The 18,886-nt window shown below is 72.9% G+C and carries 14 protein-coding genes; 4 read left to right on the top strand and 10 right to left on the bottom strand.

Features of this window, described 5'->3' with window-relative positions; all coding sequences use genetic code 11:
- Nucleotides 1-165 precede the first annotated feature (165 nt).
- On the top strand, nt 166-1,764 hold the full coding sequence (locus OHA72_RS62450; RefSeq protein WP_327005453.1) for an ABC-F family ATP-binding cassette domain-containing protein: 1,599 nt from the start codon (nt 166-168) through the stop codon (nt 1,762-1,764).
- A gap of 10 nt (nt 1,765-1,774) precedes the next feature.
- Here OHA72_RS62450 and OHA72_RS62445 read toward each other — a convergent pair whose 3' ends face one another.
- Nucleotides 1,775-3,103: a hypothetical protein gene (locus OHA72_RS62445; protein ID WP_327011916.1), complete on the bottom strand. Its 1,329-nt coding sequence runs from the start codon at nt 3,101-3,103 to the stop codon at nt 1,775-1,777.
- Nucleotides 3,104-3,244: 141 nt separating this feature from the next.
- Between OHA72_RS62445 and OHA72_RS62440 the strand changes: the two genes are divergently transcribed.
- Genes OHA72_RS62440 through OHA72_RS62430 form a run of 3 tightly spaced genes read left to right on the top strand, consistent with a single transcriptional unit; the run spans nt 3,245 to nt 6,198 of the window.
- Nucleotides 3,245-3,469, top strand: coding sequence for a helix-turn-helix domain-containing protein (locus tag OHA72_RS62440; protein ID WP_033359767.1), 225 nt, complete (start codon nt 3,245-3,247; stop codon nt 3,467-3,469).
- Entirely contained in the window at nt 3,466-4,206 is a 741-nt protein-coding gene (locus OHA72_RS62435; protein ID WP_327005452.1) for an enoyl-CoA hydratase/isomerase family protein, read from the top strand. Before OHA72_RS62440 ends, OHA72_RS62435 begins: the two co-directional genes overlap by 4 nt.
- A gap of 57 nt (nt 4,207-4,263) precedes the next feature.
- Nucleotides 4,264-6,198 carry an ABC transporter ATP-binding protein gene (locus OHA72_RS62430; RefSeq protein WP_327005451.1) on the top strand — a complete coding sequence of 645 codons (1,935 nt, stop codon included), beginning with the start codon at nt 4,264-4,266 and terminating at the stop codon, nt 6,196-6,198.
- Nucleotides 6,199-8,968: 2,770 nt separating this feature from the next.
- Here the strand turns inward: OHA72_RS62430 and OHA72_RS62425 are convergent.
- The 9 genes from OHA72_RS62425 to OHA72_RS62385 all read right to left on the bottom strand — a co-directional run bounded on the left by OHA72_RS62425 (nt 8,969) and on the right by OHA72_RS62385 (nt 18,860).
- Entirely contained in the window at nt 8,969-9,760 is a 792-nt protein-coding gene (locus OHA72_RS62425; RefSeq protein ID WP_327005450.1) for a caspase family protein, read from the bottom strand.
- Nucleotides 9,761-9,831: 71 nt separating this feature from the next.
- Nucleotides 9,832-12,759 carry a CHAT domain-containing protein gene (locus tag OHA72_RS62420; protein ID WP_327005449.1) on the bottom strand — a complete coding sequence of 976 codons (2,928 nt, stop codon included), beginning with the start codon at nt 12,757-12,759 and terminating at the stop codon, nt 9,832-9,834.
- Nucleotides 12,760-12,885: 126 nt separating this feature from the next.
- The gene (locus OHA72_RS62415; RefSeq protein ID WP_327005448.1) at nt 12,886-13,338 is read right to left on the bottom strand and encodes a hypothetical protein; all 453 of its coding nucleotides are present in this window, start codon (nt 13,336-13,338) and stop codon (nt 12,886-12,888) included.
- 6 nt (nt 13,339-13,344) lie between these two features.
- Nucleotides 13,345-15,042: a S8 family serine peptidase gene (locus OHA72_RS62410; RefSeq protein ID WP_327005447.1), complete on the bottom strand. Its 1,698-nt coding sequence runs from the start codon at nt 15,040-15,042 to the stop codon at nt 13,345-13,347.
- 115 nt (nt 15,043-15,157) lie between these two features.
- Complete coding sequence (locus OHA72_RS62405) at nt 15,158-15,919, bottom strand: SDR family oxidoreductase (RefSeq protein ID WP_327005446.1); 762 nt, start codon at nt 15,917-15,919, stop codon at nt 15,158-15,160.
- Entirely contained in the window at nt 15,900-16,307 is a 408-nt protein-coding gene (locus OHA72_RS62400) for an SCO6045 C-terminal-like domain-containing protein (protein WP_327005445.1), read from the bottom strand. Before OHA72_RS62400 ends, OHA72_RS62405 begins: the two co-directional genes overlap by 20 nt.
- Nucleotides 16,304-17,239, bottom strand: coding sequence for an MbnB/TglH/ChrH family RiPP precursor modification enzyme (locus tag OHA72_RS62395; RefSeq protein ID WP_327005444.1), 936 nt, complete (start codon nt 17,237-17,239; stop codon nt 16,304-16,306). Before OHA72_RS62395 ends, OHA72_RS62400 begins: the two co-directional genes overlap by 4 nt.
- Nucleotides 17,236-18,186 (bottom strand): TIGR04222 domain-containing membrane protein, encoded by a 951-nt coding sequence (locus tag OHA72_RS62390; RefSeq protein WP_327005443.1) that lies wholly within the window; start codon nt 18,184-18,186, stop codon nt 17,236-17,238. The genes OHA72_RS62395 and OHA72_RS62390 overlap by 4 nt, the downstream gene beginning before the upstream one ends.
- A gap of 77 nt (nt 18,187-18,263) precedes the next feature.
- Nucleotides 18,264-18,860, bottom strand: a complete 597-nt coding sequence (locus OHA72_RS62385; protein WP_327005442.1) for a TetR/AcrR family transcriptional regulator — start codon at nt 18,858-18,860, stop codon at nt 18,264-18,266.
- Nucleotides 18,861-18,886: the final 26 nt, after the last annotated feature.

The following is an 18,886-nucleotide window of genomic DNA, read 5'->3' as shown; positions in this document are numbered from 1 at the left end:
TGCTTCGACCGGTACCCGATGATCTTGTGACGTAATCGTGTGGCGGTGCTGCGGGATGCGCACGGTACGATATGCGGGTGACTCGTACTCAGAGGGAGTGACCCCAGTTCTGCACCTGGAGTCTGTCCGCCTTCCCTTTGAATATTTCGAGAGCGAGTCCTTCCTGTGATCACGACCACGGGTCTTGAGCTGCGCGCGGGTGCGCGCATCCTCCTCAGCGACATCAACCTGCGCATCCAGCCTGGCGACCGCATCGGTCTCGTCGGGCGCAACGGCGCCGGCAAGACCACCACCCTCAAGGTCCTCGCCGGTGAGGGCACTCCGCACGCGGGTGCCGTCGAGCGCCGCGGTCCCGTCGGCTACCTGCCGCAGGACCCGCGCACCGGCGACCTCGAGGTGACCGCCCGTGACCGGGTGCTGTCCGCCCGCGGGCTGGACACCATCTACGCCGAGATGAAGGCCCTCGAGGCCAAGCTCGGCGACGACGACAAGATGATCCGGCGGTATGGGCAGCTCGAGGACCAGTTCGCCGGCCTGGGCGGCTACGCGGCCGAGGCCGAGGCCGCCCGGATCTGTGCCAACCTGGGCCTGCCCGACCGGGTCCTCGCCCAGACGATCGGCACCCTGTCCGGCGGCCAGCGCCGCCGCATCGAGCTGGCGCGCATCCTGTTCCGCGACGCGGCCGCGACCGGCGGCGGCATCCTGCTGCTCGACGAGCCGACCAACCACCTCGACTCGGACTCGATCTCCTGGCTGCGCAACTTCCTGTCCAGCCACAAGGGCGGCCTCGTCGTCATCTCCCACGACGTCGAGATGCTGGACGCGATCGTCAACAAGGTCTGGTACCTGGACGCCAACCGCGCCACGATCGACTTCTACAACCTGAACTGGAAGCTCTACCAGCAGCAGCGCGAGACCGACGAGAAGCGCCGCAAGCGGGAGCGGGCCAACGCGGAGAAGAAGGCCGGTGCCCTGTTCGCGCAGGCCGACAAGATGCGGGCCAAGGCCACCAAGACCATCGCCGCGCAGAACATGGCCCGCCGCGCCGAGCGGATGCTGGGCGACCTCGAAGAGGTCCGCGTCTCCGACAAGGTCGCGAAGGTCCGCTTCCCCAACCCGAAGCCGTGCGGCAAGACCCCGCTGACCGCGTCCGGGCTGTCGAAGGCGTACGGGTCGCTCGAGATCTTCATGGACGTCGACGTGGCCGTCGACCGCGGCTCCCGGGTGGCGATCCTCGGGCTCAACGGCGCCGGCAAGACCACGCTGCTGCGGATGCTGGCCGGGGAGCTCTCGCCGGACAGCGGTGAGGTGCACGAGGGGCACGGCCTGCAGCGCGGGTACTACGCGCAGGAGCACGAGCAGCTCGACGTCGACCGCACGATCCTGGAGCTGATGCGCTCCGCCGCCCCCGACCAGAACGACACCGAGCTGCGCAAGATCCTCGGCGCGTTCCTGTTCACCGGCGACGACGTCGACAAGCCCGCCGGGGTCCTGTCCGGTGGGGAGAAGACCCGGCTCGCCCTGGCGACGCTGGTCTGCTCCGGCGCCAACGTGCTGCTGCTCGACGAGCCGACCAACAACCTCGACCCGATCAGCCGGGAGCAGGTCCTGGACGCGATCGCGCGGTATCCGGGGGCGATCGTGCTCGTCACGCACGACCCGGGCGCGGTGACGGCCCTCAAGCCGGACCGGGCGATCCTGCTGCCCGACGGCGTCGAGGACGCGTGGAGCGACGACCTGCTGGAGCTGGTCGAGCTCGCCTGATCCTGGTCTTTCACCAGGGCGTGATCAGCAGTGCCTCCACGACGATCGCGAGGACTGCCCCCACCGCCGTGAGCAGCAGCGGGGTCGGGGGCAGCTCGCCGCCGGGCTTCTCGGGCGCCACCGCGGCGACCGTGAGCCACGGGAAGAACGGCAGCCAGGCGTGCTCCACGCCGCCGCGGGCCAGGCCCGCCGCGATCGAGAACACCACCGCCGCCCCGGCGCCCACCAGGAACGGCCAGGCGGCGGTGTTGCGGACCTTGCGTGCGCTGGCGACGATCGCCGGGCCGGTGGCGAGCAGCAGCACGACCACGCTGATCGCGCTCCACCACAGCACCGACCGGTAGGGCGCGACCCGGCTGGCGTAGTCGGTCTCCGCGGTGACCAGGCCGTCCGCCCAGCTGAAGCCGAGCAGCTGGGCGGTCAGCACGGGCGCCAGTGCGCCGATGCCCGTGACCACGTTCAGGAACGCCCGCCGTCTGGCGAAGTAGATGAACACGATCGACAGGCCCAGCCACGGCGCGGAGTACGAAAACAGCGCCGCGACACCGATCAGCAGGCCGGCGGCGAGGGCCCACGCCGTTGCCTGCAGCCCGCGGACCCTGGTGCGGCTGGCCCGCAGGCCCGCGACGATGGCCGCGGCGCCGAGGGTGGCCACCAGGCCGTCGAGGCTCACCGCCACCCAGATCGCGTACGGGGCCAGCACGAGCACCGGCAGGTACCGCCGCGCGGCCGGTTCGCCCACCGAGTCGCGGACCGCCGACAACACCAACGGAATCGTCAGCGCCGATAGGGCGGTGATCAGGAATCCGAGGACGACGTGGTTGTCGACACCGATTTGGTCGGCCAGCCACAAAAACAGTACGGGACCCGGCGGATGGCCCCGTGAGGCGACGGAGTGCGCCGGCGCGTCGGCCGTGAAATGTCTGAGGTATGCCAGCGGATCGTCACCGACCCGCCTTACATCACCCAGGTATTCCTCCGGTGAGCCCAGAGCTTTCGTAAGACCCGACCAGCCATCGACAAACGCCAAAGCGATAGCCCACGTCAGGCCGGCGATGTACCCGAATAGCTGAATTTTTCGCCATGATCGTCGCTGGTTGGCGCCACGTGACGCAGACCACAGTACCGCCGCGGCCACCAACGGCGCCAGCACGCTGCCCGGCCCGACCCTGATCTTGTACCTGCCGAGGAAGGGGGCGCTGGCGGTGCCCAGACGGGCGTCGAGCTGCACCGCAAGCGCGGCGAGCGCGAGTCCGCACAGTCCGAGGACAACCCAACGGAGCGCATCGCGACGCTCACGATGCGCAGTCCATGGTCGGTCGGTGGGGCGTTCGCTCATCACGGCGCATCACGGTATCGGGTAGGCGACAATGCTGTGCGTGTCGGTTGGCGTGCCGTCGATATCTAGCGCATGATCGTTCGAGGCGGTCTAATAGGTGGGACCGCACCAACCGCTCTGTCTGGGACGTGAGGGATCAGCATGGCAGCCACCGCCACCACCAGCACCGAGAAGGGTCGCCGGATCGTCGGCGCCGAAAGGCAGACGCTGGCGAAGGACCTCGTGAAGCGGTACACCAACGGTGAGAGTATCCGCGCGCTCGCCGCTTCCACCGGTCGTTCCTATGGATTCGTGCACCGGGTGCTGACCGAATCTGGCGTTCAGCTTCGTCAGCGTGGCGGTGCCCGGCGCCGCAAGAAGGCGTGAACACCACTCCCACGTCGGGAGAGGCTCGTTTCGACGTCGATGGGCCGGTCGCGACGGTGACGTTGGACCGGCCCGAGGTCCTCAACGCGCAGACCCCCGCGTTGTGGACCGACCTCCGGACGTTCGGCCGGTCACTGCCGGGCGACGTGCGTGTGGTGATCGTGCGCGGATCCGGGCGGGCCTTCTCAGCCGGGCTCGACACCTCGGTCGCCGCGACGATGCTCGGCGGCGTCTCCGAAGCGCAGATCGCGCAGTATCAGGAGGCGTTCGCCTGGCTGCGGCAGCCGTCGCTCATCTCGATCGCGGCGGTGCACGGCCACGCCATCGGCGCCGGGTTCCAACTCGCCCTCGCCTGCGACTTCCGGGTCGTGGCCGAGGACGTCAAGTTCTGCATGGCCGAGGTCACGCTCGGGCTCGTCCCGGACCTCGGAGGCACCAAACGGCTCGTCGAGCTGGTCGGTTACGCGCGGGCGCTGGAGCTGTGCGTGACCGGCCGGCGCGTGCCGGCCGCGGAGGCGTCGCAGATCGGCCTCGCCAACGTCGTGGTGCCTGCCTCCGCGCTCTCCGACGCCGTGAGTGACCTGACCGCGGCCGTCCTCGCGGGTTCGCGGGACGCGGTCGTGGAGATCAAGGCGCTCATCGCGGCGGCGGGCGGTCACACGTTCGCCGAGCAGGAGGCCGTCGAGCGGGCCGCGCAGGTCCGGCGGATCCAGGATCTGGCGGGCGCGGGCGAATAAGGTTTTGTCGTACCCCCGGGGCATGCTTGTGCTCATGGTTTCCGACCGGGGGTGGCGATGACTTCGAGTGGCATGGCGGGCTGGGAGACGCTGCGTTCCCTGCGCAAGGCCGATGAGCTGGCCGGCAAGCGACTGGCCCGCGGCACGGCGAAGCGGATCCTCGCCTTCGCCCGGCCCTATCGCAGCGACATCAGCGTCTTCCTGGTCACCGTCGTGCTCGGCGCGGCCATCGGCGTCGCCACGCCGTATCTCGCCGGCGACGTGATCAACAAGATCAACGCCGGTGGCCCCGACGCCGGCGCGGCGGTCGTGCGGGTCGCGCTGCTCATCGGCGCGCTCGCCGTGATCGACGCGCTGCTGTCCCTCGTCCAGCGGTGGTATTCCGCCCGCATCGGCGAGGGCATCATCCTGTCGCTGCGCACCCAGGTCTACGGCCACGTGCAGCACATGCCGCTGCAGTTCTTCACCCGCACGCAGACCGGCGCGCTCGTCAGCCGGCTCAACAACGACGTGCAGGGCGCCCAGCGCGCGTTCACCTCGACCCTGTCCGGCGTCGTCAGCAACGTCATCCAGCTCGTCCTCACCGCCGCGGTCATGGTCACCCTCTCCTGGCAGGTGACGCTGCTGTCGCTGGTCATGCTGCCGGTCTTCATCTTCCCGGCCCGCCGCGTCGGCAAGCGGCTCGCCGCGATCACCCGCGAGGCGTATCAGCTCGACGCCACCATGAACGCGACGATGACCGAGCGCTTCGGCGTCGCCGGCGCGCTGCTGGTCAAGCTGTTCGGCCGCCCCGAGACCGAGGCGGCCCGCTTCGCCGACCGCGCCGGCCGGGTCCGCGACATCGGCATCCAGACCGCCATGTACAGCCGCGTGTTCTTCGTCAGCATGCTGCTGGTCGCCTCGCTCGCGCAGGCCCTCACGTATGGGCTTGGCGGCTGGTTCGCCGTGCACGGCCAGATCACCGCGGGCACCGTGGTCACCCTCGCGCTGCTGCTCACCCGGCTCTACGGTCCGCTGACCGCGCTGTCCAACGTCCGGGTCGACGTGATGAGCGCGCTCGTCTCGTTCGAGCGGGTCTTCGAGGTCCTCGACCTGGCCCCCGGCATCGCGGAGCGCCCCGACGCCCGCCCGCTGCCGGCCGGCTCCGCGAAGGTCGAGTTCCGCGACGTGCACTTCCGCTACCCGAGCGCCGCCGAGGTCTCCCTCGCGTCGCTCGAGGACGTCGCGTCGCTGGACCGCACCGTCACCGACGAGGTCCTCAAGGGCGTCTCCTTCACCGTCGAGCCGGGCGAGATGGTCGCGCTCGTCGGCCCCTCCGGCGCCGGCAAGTCCACCACCGCCATGCTCGTCCCGCGCGTCTACGACACCACCGCCGGTGCGGTCCTCGTCGGCGACGTCGACGTCCGCGACGCCACCCTGCAGTCCCTGCGCGACACCATCGGCGTCGTCACCCAGGACTCCCATCTCTTCCACGAGTCCATCGCCGACAACCTGCGCTACGCCAAGCCCGACGCCACCGACGACGAGATCCGCACCGCGCTGCGCCGCGCCCAGGTCGGCGACCTCGTCGACTCCCTCCCCGAAGGCCTCGACACCGTCGTCGGCGAGCGCGGCTACCGCTTCTCCGGCGGCGAGAAGCAACGCATCGCCATCGCCCGCCTCCTGCTCAAGGCCCCCTCCATCGTCATCCTCGACGAGGCCACCGCCCACCTCGACTCCGAGTCCGAGGCCGCCGTCCAACGCGCCCTCGCCGAGGCCCTCACCGGCCGCACCGCCCTCGTCATCGCCCACCGCCTGTCCACCATCCGCGACGCCGACCAGATCCTCGTCGTCGACGACGGCCGCATCGTCGAGCGCGGCACCCACGAGTCCCTGGTCGCCGCCGCTGGGCTTTATGCGGAGCTGTACCGCACCCAGTTCGCCGTAGCCGACTCCCCATTGCCCCCAGCCACCCCCTACCCGCCCAACCCCCTCTCCACCCCCATCCCATAACCCCCAACCCCTCCCACTCCGCCGCCCTGCGCCCTACCGCCCTGCGCCCACCCCGCCGTCCCGCGTCCGCCCCGCCGTTCTGTGTTCGCCTCGGCGCCCTACGTCCGGCCCGCCGCCCTGCGCCCGCCCCGCCGTTCTCTGCCCGCCTCGGCGCCCTGTGCCGCCCGCCGCCCTGGGTCCACCGCTCCGTTCTGTTGTCCGTCTCGGCGCCTTGTGCCGTCCCGCGGCCCTGCGTCCGCCCGCTGCTCAGCCGCTGTGCGGTCGGCCCGCTGCTCTGGGCCCGATCCGCCGACCGCTGCTCTTCGCCCGACCGCTGCTCTCCCGCTGCTGCATCCGGGCCGCCCTGCCGCTCCGCCGTCCTGCGTCCACCCCTCCGTTCTGTGTCCGTCTCGGCGCCTTGTGCCGTCGCGCCGCCCTGCGTCCGCCCGCTGCTCAGCCGCTGTGCGGTCGGCCCGCTGCTCTGGGCCCGATCCGCCGACCGCTGCTCTTCGCCCGACCGCTGCTCTCCCGCTGCTGCATCCGGGCCGCCCTGCCGCTCCGCCGTCCTGCGTCCACCCCTCCGTTCTGTGTCCGTCTCGGCGCCTTGTGCCGTCGCGCCGCCCTGCGTCCGCCCGCTGCTCAGCCGCTGTGCGGTCGGCCCGCTGCTCTGCGTCCGACCCGCCGACTGCTCCTCTTCGCCCGACGGCTGCTCTTGGCCCGACTGCTGCTCTCCCGCTGCTGCGTCGGGCCCTCTGCTCTGCGTTCGGCCTGCCGGTTTGTGCGGTCGGCCCTCTGCCCTGCGCCCGGCCCGCCGCCCCGCCGCTCCACGTCCGGCCCGCCGGGTTCTGTGTCGCCCTGCCGCCCTCCGTCCGACCCGCCGCCCTGCGCCCGCCCCTGCTCTGCGTTCGACCGCTGCTCTGCCGTTCCGCGTCCGGCCCACCGGGTTTGTGCCCGCCCCGCCGGGTTCTGTGCCCGGCCCGCCGCCCTGCGTCCGGCCCGCCGCTCTGCCGTTCCGCGTCCGGCCCGCCGGGTTCTGTGCCCGGCTTGCCGCCCCGCGTCCGGCCCGCCGTCTGCGCCCGCCCTTGCTCTGCGTTCGACCGCTGCTCTGCCGCTCTGCGTCCAGCCCGCCGGGTTTGTGCCCGGCCCGCCGCCCTACGTCCGGCCCCCCGCTCTGCCGGTCGGCGTCCGGCCCGCTGGGTTCCGTGCCCGGCCCACCGCCATGCGTCCGACTCACCGCTCTGCGGCCGACCCGCCAACTGCTGCTCTACGTCCGGCCTGCCGCTCTGCCGTTCCGCGTCCGGCCCGCCGGGTTCTGTGGCCGGCCGCCCCCTGCGTCCGACCGCCGCTCTCCTGCTCTGCGGCCGGCCCGCTGTTCTCTCGCGGGTTGCGCAGCCGCCCGGTCGGTTCTGCCAGGTCCGAGCCTGTGGGTCGCTGGCCTGGCCACCGTTCTGCGGTCGACTCCGTCGGATTCTGCAAGGTTTGCGCCCCTGGGCCTGTCGGCGCTCCTGCAACAGCCCGCCTTCTGCCGATTCATCCTGAGGTCGTCGGTTATCCGCCGCTCTGCGGCCGGCCCGCTGTTTCTGCAGATTCCACAACTGGTGCGTCGGCTTACACGCCGGTCCGTTGGTGCACCGCTGACCTGTCGCGCCGAACAGCCGGGACGCCCGGCTCGACCTGCTGGCCGACACACTGATCAGCTGGCCTGTCCGTTGTTCTGCCAGTTCGCCGGGGGTGTTGGCGTCCGGCGCCATGCCTCCTGCGCCACTCACGGGTCATGCACTGCCTGTCGGCGTCCGCGATACAGACCTGGTCCGCGTCGCCGTCCACGGCATTCACAAGTCCACGAGCACGGGCGCTTGCGTCGTGCAGGTTTGCTCCGGGCGGGTGGTGCGCCAGCTGTCCATCCATGCGCGGCGCGACTGGGTCCGCCGATGCGCTGGTTGCCTTGCGTTGCTGTTCGCGTGCGGGTTTGTCATGCCCGTAATAAAAGATCCAGCACGGCTGCGGCCTTTGTGGTTCCGCGCAGCCTGCGGCGGCGCGAACGGGTAGCGCGGTCGCCGTCCGTGCCGCCTTGCGGTGATGCCAAGCCAGGTCCGCGCTCACATGATCCAGCGCCGTCGGGCGCGTCATTCGGTGCTACAACACCGTCGCTGGTCAGAAAACCAAGAGCGACCGACGACAGGTCAAGGTCGCGTGTGCTTCGCGCCTCGAAGTGTATGCCTAGGCCCGCGCCGCGTGACTGGCGTGCTTGTCGTCGATGTCCAGATTGGGCTCTTTGCGGGTCCCCGTGATCACGAGAAACGATCGGAATCGATGACTGGACCGAGAGGTACCACGCGCCGGACGGCGATCTTTCGTGCTCGCCCGTGATCGAAGGACGGCGCTGGTCGTCCAGGCGGCCATGGGACGACTTCGATCATGGGTCCGTGCCGCCTCGGGCGGCGCGGTCACCGTCCGGGCGGCGACTTGCCGCCCCGGTGCGTGATCGAAGGATGGTCCCGGTTGTTCGGGCGGCCATGGGGCGGCTTCGATCTCCGTGCAAGATCGCCTGGTGGGGTGCTGTGAGGCATCCCTGCGAGGCTGGGATAGGCGGTGGGGGTGGGGTGTGCAAATCGGTGGTGATGGGCATTGTTGGGCGTGTCTCGGCGTGTCCGGGCACTCGGTGCGGGCGGATCGATAGGTGTCGTCGCCGTGGTGGGGTTGCGTTGATGCGGGTCAATGTGATGTATGCGGGGGTGTTTGTTGATGGGTGATTGTCGATTGGTTCTTTGGGAATGCGCGGGGGTGGTGGTCAGGCGAGCAGGGGCCAGGCGAGCTGGGCGGCGCTGGCCTGCAGGGCGGGGGTCTGCGGGTAGTTCTGGCTCGGCAGTTGTGCTCGGATCGCCCTGAGCCAGTCGCGGTACGTTGCGGCGGGTGGCAGGTCTGCGAGGGCGGTCAGCGCCACGTATGTGAACGCGCCGTTGGGGCGGCCGGCGAAGGTGGCGTCGTAGGAGTACTCGGTGTCGCGGCATGCCGACAGCAGCAGCGCGGCGGAGCGGGGGCGGGCCCGGAGCGTGCCGCGATCGGAGAAGCGGGCGGAAACGTGGTCGGAAGAGCGGGCGGGCAGGAACGTTGACGGGGCCAGGAAGCGGCTCGAGCAGCGGCTGTCGCCCAGGGGGCGGCTCAGGCGGGTCAGGGTTCCCGAGTGGCACGAGTCGGAGATGAGCACCGTGCGTACGCCGGGAGCGGCCGCGCTGAACAGGGCCGACAGCTCGTCGTCCAGCAGTGGGCCGTTGGCGGCGATGTCGTGCGGGCAGATGGCCTCGTCGCGGTGGTCGGGCTCGTCGCCGTCGAGGTCGGGGACCCAGGTGCCGTGCCCGGAGTACGTGATGACGACCGCGTCGCCGGAGGAGGTGCGCGACAGCAGGTCGGCGATGCCGGTGCGGATCGCGGCGCCGGATGCGGCGCTGTCGAGCAGGGTGCGGACGTCGAAGCCGCGGGCGGTCAGGGCGTCGGTCCAGTCGGCGGCGTCGTTGCGGCAGCCGTACAGGTCGTTGGAGACGCCCGGGTAGTCGTTGATGCCGACGCAGAGTGCGAGTTTCATGGTGTCCCCCGTGAACACGTCGAAACGATGGAACCTTCTGTAGTGAAGGCGTCACGGGGAGGCGGTTAGGTTCAGCCGGCGCCGAAGCAGACGAACGGGGTGGCCTCCGGCAGGTCGGCCAGGGCGCGGGCGGGGGAGATGCCGGCGGCGACGGCGCGGTGGTAGTGCGTCATGACCTTGGGGCCTAGTTCGTCGGGGATCCGGGCGACACTGGCCACGACGTTGGCGGTGCCGGCGTGCAGCAGGGCGGCGGTGAAGCCGACGAGTTCGTCGCCGGCGCGCACGACGGCGCGGCCGACGTCGCAGGCGGACAGCACGACCTGGCCGGGGGCGGTGCCGAGGCGTTGCAGCTCGTACGCCAGGAGCGGGCCGTCGCCGAGTTCCAGCCGGGAGAACAGGACGTTCTGCGTGTCGTGGTAGCCGTGTGCGGCGACGTGGACGACGGGTGCGGCGTCCATGCCGGCCAGGACGCTGGTCGCGGTCGCGGCGGCGCCGCGCAGCACCCGGCCGCGCGGATACAGCGCGGCGATCGCGTCGATCTCCGCGTCGGCGTGCACGAGGTCGGGGCCCGCGACGAGCAGCGGTGCACCCGTCGGCTCGCCCTTGTCTGCGGCGCGTTCCACGGTACGGGCGGCGAGCCACACGGAAGCCGACGGCGCCACCGTCACGGGGCGTCCTCGCAGGCCGGGCAGGAGACCCCAGGGCAGGACGGCGAGCTGTCTGGTCGGCACGAGGACGACGTCATGGGTGGCGAGCGCTGCGTGTACCGGAGCGATCAACGCCTGATCGAGTGTTGTGGCCTGCCGGTCGGCGCTGGCGCGCACCACCGCCGCAAGTTTCGGGGGCAGGCGCCGGTCGGCGGCGGTGTCGAGGTCGCTGAGCAGGCGGCGGACGGACTCGGCGACGGGGGCGTACGCGCCGAGCTCGACCGACGTGATCGTGCCGTCGGCGAGGATGAGGGCGTGCAGCCGGTCGCGGCGGACGAGATAGCTGACCATGCAGCGGCCGGTGCGGGCGAGTTCTGCCAGGACCCGGTCCAGGATCTCGGGGTCGGCGGTGGCGGCGTGGCCGTCCTCGGTGTCGCCGGCCCACCAGCCCTGCCGGCGGATGGCCTGTTCCAGCTCGGCGCAGCGGGCCCGCAGCAGGGGTTCGGGCCGGCCTTCGAGCTCGGCGAGGCGGACCGCCCGGCGCAGCTGGCGCAGCTCCGCGATGGCCTCGGCGACCTGCGGGTCCTGCGGCGGCAGCACCGAGCGGATCCGGAACGACTGGGCACGGGAGCGTTCCGACCAGTTGAAGACGAGGCTCGGCGGCCCGAGCGACCAGGAGATGTCCAGCCCGTACGCGCCGAGGTCCGCTCCGAGCGCGGCGACGCTGCTCTGCAGCTCCAGGCTGCCGAACCGGCGCCGGTGCTCCTGCAGCGTGGCGAGCCCCTTGTGCAGCTCGTCGAGGGCGGAGCGCGGGCGGCCGTCGGCGCGGTGCAGCTCGGCGCGAGTGAGCCGGCGCAGCAGGTGCGTGTCGAGGGGGACGTCGGCGGGCAGCACCCGGCGCGCGGCGACGCGCTGCTCGGCGGTGGGGGTGTCACCGGCGGCGACCCTGGCCCGCAGGGCGAGGAGCTCGGCGCTGCCGGCGTCGTGGCGCAGGCCGAGTTGCCGCAGCGTCGCGGCGAGGCGATTGGCCCGTCGCGCAACGGCGAGCAGCTTGCGCCGCGCCTCTTCAGCAGCAGCGGGCGGCGCTGCGGCGTGCGGCATTGCGGTGGGCGGTGCAGCGGTGAGCGGCGCGAGAGCAGGCGGTGCAAGAGCGGGCGATGCGGGAGTGGATAGGGCAGGAGTAGACGGCGCAAGAGCGGGCGACGCGGGGGTGGATGGCGCGGCAGGGGATGGCGCAAGAGCGGGCAACGCGGGGGTGGATGGCGCGGCAGGGAACGGCGCGGGTGTGGGCGGCGCGGGTGTGGGCGGCGCGGGTGTGGGCGGCGCGGGTGTGGATGGCGCAGCAGGGGACGGCACGAGAGTGGGCGACGCAAGAGCGGGCGCGGCGGGAGTGGATGGCGCGGGAGTGGATGGCGCGGGAGTGGGCGGCGCGGGAGTGGGCGGCGCGGGCGGTGCAGGGGTGGCGGCCGGCAGCTGTGGCTGGGTTCTCGCGGCGGCGGCGAGGTCGACGCGGACCTGGAGCGACGCCGCCAGAGCGGCCCAGGCGCGGTTGCGGCGGCGGGTGAAGCGGGCCCTGGCGCGGGCGCTCCACAGTGCCGCCGCCACCAGGTCGCCGCTGCCGAGGGAGGCCTGGGCGCGGGCCAGTTCGGCCTCGCCGAGGTCCTGGTTGAGGCGGTGGCGTTTCAGCAGTTCGATGGCCTGGTCGAGTTCCTCCGCGGCGGCGGTGTCCAGGCCGGCGACCAGCAGGGCGCGGCCCCGGTCGAGCATGGAGATGGCGAGGAAGCCGTCGGCGCCGAGGCGGCGCAGCGCGTCGGCCGCGGTGTCGAACGTCTGCAGCGCGGCGGGCACGTCGCCGCCGGCGAGAGCGCAGTAGCCGAGGTTGTGCTCGGCCTTGGCGGCGAGCAGGTCCAGGCCGTGGGCGACGGCGAGGTCGCGGCAGAGGCGCAGGTCGGCGCGGGCGAGGCGGACCCGGCCGGCGGTGAGGTGCACGACGCCGCGGTTGAGCAGGGTGCGGGCGAGGACGGCGGGTTCGCCGTGCTCCTGCAGGACGGGCACGGCGGCGTCGAGGAGCTTCAGGGCGGCGTCGATCTCGCCGACGCGGAGCAGGAGCAGGCCGCGTTGCTGCAGGACGGTGCCGACGTCGGTGAGGTCGGCGAAGGACTCGGCGCGGTCGAGCAGTTCCAGGCCGAGGTCGGTGCGGCCCTGCTCGGCCTCGGCGTGGGCGAGGGTCAGCAGGAGCCGCGCGGCGAGGCCGGGCGAGGGCGGAGGGCTCGCCGCCGGGCCAGCCGAGCAGGCGCAGCGCCTCGGTGGCGCGTCTCGCGGCGGTCGCGGGCCGACCGGTGGTGCCGGCACGCACCGCGGACCGGTGCAGCCGCGCCGCGCGGGCCGTCAGGCGGTCGCCGGACATGCCTGTAGCCCGCGCGGGATCGCGCGGGTCGACCGTGCTGGTCGGTTCCTCGGCTACACCACGAACGATGGCTACACCACGAACGATGGCGTCACCACCGTCCGGACGCCATCGGCCTCTTGGTCGGTCGTCGGGTGGACGCGGATCTGGACCTCGCCCCGGGTCACGCGCTGCGCGGCGAAGCGGCCGCCCTCGTCGGTGTCCATCGTCTGCGGGCCGTCGACGGTGCGCAGCTCGATGCGGCACGCGGCCGGTGGGGCGAGCCAGCCGTCGAGGCGGACGGTGCCGCCCGCGGCGGCGGTCCACTCGACCATGATCGTGAGGCTGGCGGACTCGAACGTGGCCCGGGTCGTCTCCTCGTCGCCGCGGACCCCCGCCAGCACGCCGGCGGGGGGTTGCGGGACGGGACGGCAGACCTCGATGTCGAAGCCGGTGACGCTGAGGGAGAAGAGCAGGTCGGCGGGGACGGGGTCGACCAGGCCGGCGATGCGGCGCAGGTCGGCGAGGAGGGTGTCGTCGTTCATCGGGCCCTACCCCGGGAACCCGTCGAGTGCCCGCAGCGCCCGTTGCACGGTGGACTTCGCGTCGATCTGGTCGAGGCGCAGCTGCGGGTCGTCGGCCGCGTTGGCCAGCAGCAGCGCGGCGACCTCGGCGGCGCCCAGACCGGCGGCGAACGAGCTGCCGCTCCACGAGGCGAACCCGCGGGTGTAGTCGTCGGCGTCGAGGGTCTCGCGGCGTGCGGGGCGGCCGCCGGCGTTGCCGGCCGGGGTCGCGTAGGCGGCGCCGCGGCTGCCCTGGATCTTCGGATACGTGCTGACCAGCGCCGAACCGGGTGCCCAGTAGCGGACCCACGGGCCGTCGTTGCTGAACATGGCCTTGGCGTCGTTGGGCTGGAACGCCCCGACGCTCATCACCGGCAGCTCCCCGTCGCAGGGCAGGGCCGCGGGGTAGAACTCGCGGGACGTGGCGTGGTTGCCGGCGGCCGCGACCACGACGACCCCCGCGGCGAGGAGCCGGTCCACGTGTTCCTGGAGGCGGATGGTGTACGTGGTGTCCGCCGCGCTCTCCAGGTAGTAGCCCAGTGACAGGCACACGACGTCGACCATGGCGCCGCCGGTGCCGGCCTGTGCGGCCTCGACCTGGTCGGCGAGCCGGTCGAGGGCGATGAGCAGGTCGCTTTCGTAGACGACGCCGTCGCTGTGCATGACTCGGATCTGCAGGACGGTCGCGTCGGGGGCGACCTGGCGCACGAGGCCGCCGATGAACGTGCCGTGGCCGGTGTGGCTGCCGAGCTCGCCGGCGACGGAGCCGGTGCGGATCTGCCGCTCCCACGCGTCGCGGAGCCGCTGCAGCTGGTGGCCGGCGGCGATGAGCTGCTCCTGCGCGGCGAGGATCGTGGCCTGCAGCTCGGCGTCGACGGCGGTGAACCCGTCCGTGGGCAGCGCCGAGCCGGCCGGGGCGGGGACGTCGAGCCACTCGTGCGGGGAGATGCCGGTGTCGAGGATCGCCACGACGGGGCGGCGGTCGCCGAGCTCGGCGGCGGTGCGCCGGCGGGGCGGCTGGAGGACCAGGTCGACCGGCTGGCGTCCGGCGCCACCGGCGAAGCGCCAGGCGCTGCCCTCGGTCATCGGGGACCCCTCCGTCATGGGGGAGCCCTCGGTCATCGGGGAGCCTTCGGTCATCGGCGAGCCCTCCGTCATGGGAGAGCCTTCCGTCATCGGGGAGCCCTCGGTCATGGGGGAGCCCTCAGTCATCGGTACCCCACCGATGGAGGCACCGAAGAGCAGGTGGTCGAGGGACAGGTGCGCGCCGTGGCCACCGGCCCGCAGCGCCTTCAGCGCGGCCCAGGCGTCGACGGACTCGGGGTCGGCACCGTGCGCCGCGACGAGCTGCACGGCCCGCACCCGCCGCCGCACGGCCCGCTCCCGGACCGGCCCGTCCGGCCCGTGCCCGCCGTCGTGGTCGTGGTCGTGGTGTGAGGAGGCCGCGAGGCGCATACCGGTCGCGGCCAGGGTCCGGTTGCAGTGCTCGAGGGTCGAGGGCTGCTCCGCCGCCGGCTCGGTCGACAGCAGGACGCCGGCGCGGTAGACCGTGGGCGCGGACGCGCCGTCGCCGGGCTCCAGGACGCGGGCGCCGTGGCGGCGCAGCACGGCCGCCGAGGGCAGCCAGGGTGTCGACGGTGGGGTGCCGTTGTCGTCGCCGAGGTCGGCCTGCGCGTCCCCCGTCATCCGTCGGCAGCGTAACTGCATGGTGGCTCTCCGTCCCCGCGGGGCGCCGCCCGACTGATGACAGCGCCGTCTCACCTGACTAGAGGGGCCCCGGACGGTCGCTGATACAAGAATTTCAGAACGCGCTGATCGAGCCGCCGTCGACGGGCACGGCGATGCCGGTCAGGTAGCTCGCCGCGGGCGACAGGACGAACGCGGCGACCCGTCCGAACTCGGCGGGGTCGCCGAGCCGGCGCAGCGGGATCACCGCGGCGGCCTGCGCCTGCGCGGCCGGGGTGTCCAGCAGCTCCAGGTTGCGGTCGGTGAGGAGCCGGCCGGGCAGCAGCGACACGACCCGGATGCCGCGGGGGCCGAGCTCGGTGGCGAGGTCCTTGGCGAACCCGGCGAGCCCGGGGCGCAGCCCGTTGGAGATGGCGAGGCCGCCGAGGGGGATGCGGACCGACGTCGACAGCACGACGCCGATCGCGGCGTCCTCACCCTCCCCGACGCTGCCGATGCTCTCGGCGACGAGCCGGGCGAGCCGGACGGTGCCGAGGAAGATGGTGTGGAACGCGGCGACCCAGTCGTCGTCGCCGGTGCCGGTCGCGGTGCCGCGCGGCGGGCCGCCGACGGAGACGAGCGCGCCGTCGAGCCGGCCGAAGCGCTCCCGGGCGGCCGCGACGAGCCGCGGGCCGGTGTCCGGGTCGCCGAGGTCGCCGGTGACCCCGGCGGCGTGGTCCTCGCCGAGCGCGGCGACGGCGGTCTCGACGGTGGCGGCGGTGCGACCCGAGACGACGACCCTGGCGCCGTCGCGGACGAGGGCCTCGGCGGTGGCGTATCCGAGCCCCCGGGACGCGCCGGTCAGGACGTAGACACGGTCACGCAGCCCGAGATCCATGCCGTGATAGTAGAAGGCGGATTTTGGCCGCCAGCCGGTTGCGGGGGACCGGGGCGGCGGCGCCGTCGTAGGTGAAGGCGGCCTCGCGGCCGGCGAGCTCCTCCCGGGCCAGCGGCGGCAGCGTCTCCCGGGCGGTGCGGGCGAAGTCCCAGCCGTCGCGCAGCGAGCCCTGCGGCGGGCGGCCGTCGGCCCAGGCGCCGAACGCCGCGTACCAGCGCTCGCCGAACGACGCCGCGAGGAACGGCCACGCCCGGGCCACCTCGCCGGCCCGTTTGCGGCGCAGGGCGGCGCGCGTTGCCAGTACACCGGCCGCGGCGAAACCCGCGGGGACGTCACCGCCGGCGACGAGCGCGTCGACCAGGGCCCGCTGCCGCTCGGCGAGGGTCACGGCGTGATCCGGGGCAGGCCGGCCGCGGTGCTGAGCGCGTCGAGCTCGCGGGTGAGCTCGGCAGCGGGCGGGTAGTGCCCGTCGCGTTCGAGCATCAGGGCCGGCGGGGTGGTCCGCGCGCACAGCTCCTTGACCAGGTCGAGGACCTCCGGCGGGGTCGCGTCGGTGTGGGTGTCGTGGTAGAAGCCGTCGTGCTCGGCGCCCCCGGCGACGTGCACATAGGCGATCCGTTCGAGGGGCAGCCCGTCGAGCAGGTCGGTCGGCGACCCGCCGCGGTTGCGGGCGTTGGCGTAGACGTTGGCGACGTCGAGCAGCAGCGCGCAGCCGGTCCGGTCGAGGATCTCGGTGAGGAACTGTGCCTCGGTCAGCTCCGGGTCGGGCCAGTCGAACAGGGCGGCGATCGGCTCCAGGGCCAGGGTGACGCCGCCGAGCGCGGCCTGGGTGCGCCGGACGTTGGCGACGACCGCGTCGACCGCCTCCCGGGTGCGGGGCACCGGCAGCAGGTGCCCCGCCTCGACGCCGCCCGCCCGCACGAACGCGATGTGCTCGCTGACCAGCGGTGAACGCAGCAGCTGCGCGCACTGGAACAGGTGCGCGGCGCGGGCGTCGTCGATCGGCTCGGCCCCGCCCAGCGACAGTTTCACGCCGTGCGGCACGACCCGCACATCGCGCTCGACGAGCTGCATGAGCAGTTCCGGCGGGTGTGCGAGGTGTACGGACTCCGCCACGACCTCGGTGAACCGCAGTCCCGGGAGGGCGGCGACGTAGCCCGCGATCTCGGGACGCCAGCCGATGCCGACCGTGGAGGTGCCGGCCGCGGTGCCGGCCGCGGTGCCGGCCGCGGTGCCGGCCGCGGTGCCGGCCGCGGTGCCGGCCGCGGTGCCGGCCGCGGTGGTGCCGGTCGGCGGGGCGCCGGCTGCCGGGGTGGTCATCCCCCGCACCCTCCGCCGCCGCCACCGCAGCTGGAGCCGCCGCCGCACGAGCTGGAGCTCGACGAGCAGCTGCTGGACGAGCCGGAGTCGGAGCTGGAGCCGCCGCTCCAGCCGCCGCCGCTGAAGTCGCCACCACCGCTGGAGGCGACGTGCCGCTGCAGCTCGGCGGCCTCGGCGAACTCGGGGTCGGCGAGGAAGAACGCACTGGCGCCGAAGAGCCCGATGCTGAGCGCCGCCGCCTCCGGGCCGTACGTCGACCAGGACGGCGACTGCCGCGGCGCCAGGTGCAGCGCCTGCATCCGCATCCGGCTCAGCAGCCGCTTGGCGTTGGTGGTCAGCCGTGGGACCCGCAGGAACAGCAGCGCGATGAGCACCACCGGGACGATCAGCATGACCAGGAAGCTGATCGGGCGGTCGTTGAGGATGCCGGCGACGACGCGGGCGACGCCGATCGCGACGACCGCGAAGACGATGAGCGCGGCCATCCGCACGGCGCGGCGCCGGTCCTCGTCGAGCAGCCAGCCCGCCAGCCGCAGCTGGTCCTCGGTGCGCTTGAGCACGTCGACGACGGCGGGGTCGCTCTGCACGGTGCGGGCGGTGACGCTCCGGCCGGTGGCCGCGATGATGGTGCGGTCGAGCTCGCTGGCGCCGGGCGGCGTGCGGTCGATCTGCCGGAGCGTGCCCCGGCTGTCGCTGTGGATGGCGCCCGCGGCGCGCAGGGCCGCGAGGGAGCTGTAGACGGCCAGCCGCCGGTCGCCGTTGAGCAGCGCGGCCTGGGTCGGGGTCAGGTCCCGGGCCCTACGGAGTGAGGGCCCGCGCAGGTAACCGCGTCGCCAGATGAACGCGGTGATGATCGCGAGTGCGGCGAGCCCGGCATACAGCCACAGGAAGTCCGGGCCGGCGATGCCCCAGGTGTCCCCGGGCCCCGCCACGATCGATGTCCTCATGGGGCCAGTGTGGGTCCGGATGTCGAGGAGCGCCTGTCACCGGAAGGACACTTGAGGAAACCTTGTGACCGACGTCATCACGATCTTCGGACAGCGGCCTCGACCAGGTTGAGGACGGCCTCCAGATCCTGGACCGGCCGGCCGGTCGCCAGGTGCAGCACCAGGCCGTCGTAGGCGAGCTCGAGGAACTGCGCGAGGATCCCGATCGGCACGTCGGCGCGCAGCACGCCCGCCTCCCGCTGGCGCTGGAGCCGCTCCCGGGTCGCCTCGGCGACCGCCTCGGAGCGGGCCGCCCACCGCTTCGCGAACTCGGGGTCGGTCCGCAGCCGGCGGGACACCTCCAGCTGGCTGCCGAGCCACCCGGCGACGTCGGTCTCGTGCTCACCGCCGCCGCCGTTGGTGGCGGCGCGGTCCAGCAGGTCCCGCATGACCTGGACGAGACCGTGCTCGGCGACCGTGGCTACCATGGTTGCGGCGTCGTCCTCGGCCACGGCGAGGAAGAGCGAGTCCTTGTCCCGGAAGTGGTGGAAGATCGCGCCGCGGGACAGGCCGATCTCCTCTTCGAGCCGGCGGACGGTGGCGCCCTCGTAGCCGTGGCGGGCGAAACAGGTCCGCGCGCCGGTGAGGATCTCCTTCCGGCGCGCGTCGAGCTGGTCCTGACTAACCCTGGGCACGCACTGATTATGCAAGCCGTACATAC

Origin of the sequence: Dactylosporangium sp. NBC_01737 (genome assembly GCF_035963215.1) — a bacterium.
Lineage (GTDB): Bacteria > Actinomycetota > Actinomycetes > Mycobacteriales > Micromonosporaceae > Dactylosporangium.
The sequence above is the reverse complement of the archived record's forward strand: the minus strand, read 5'-3'. Positions and strand labels throughout refer to the sequence as shown.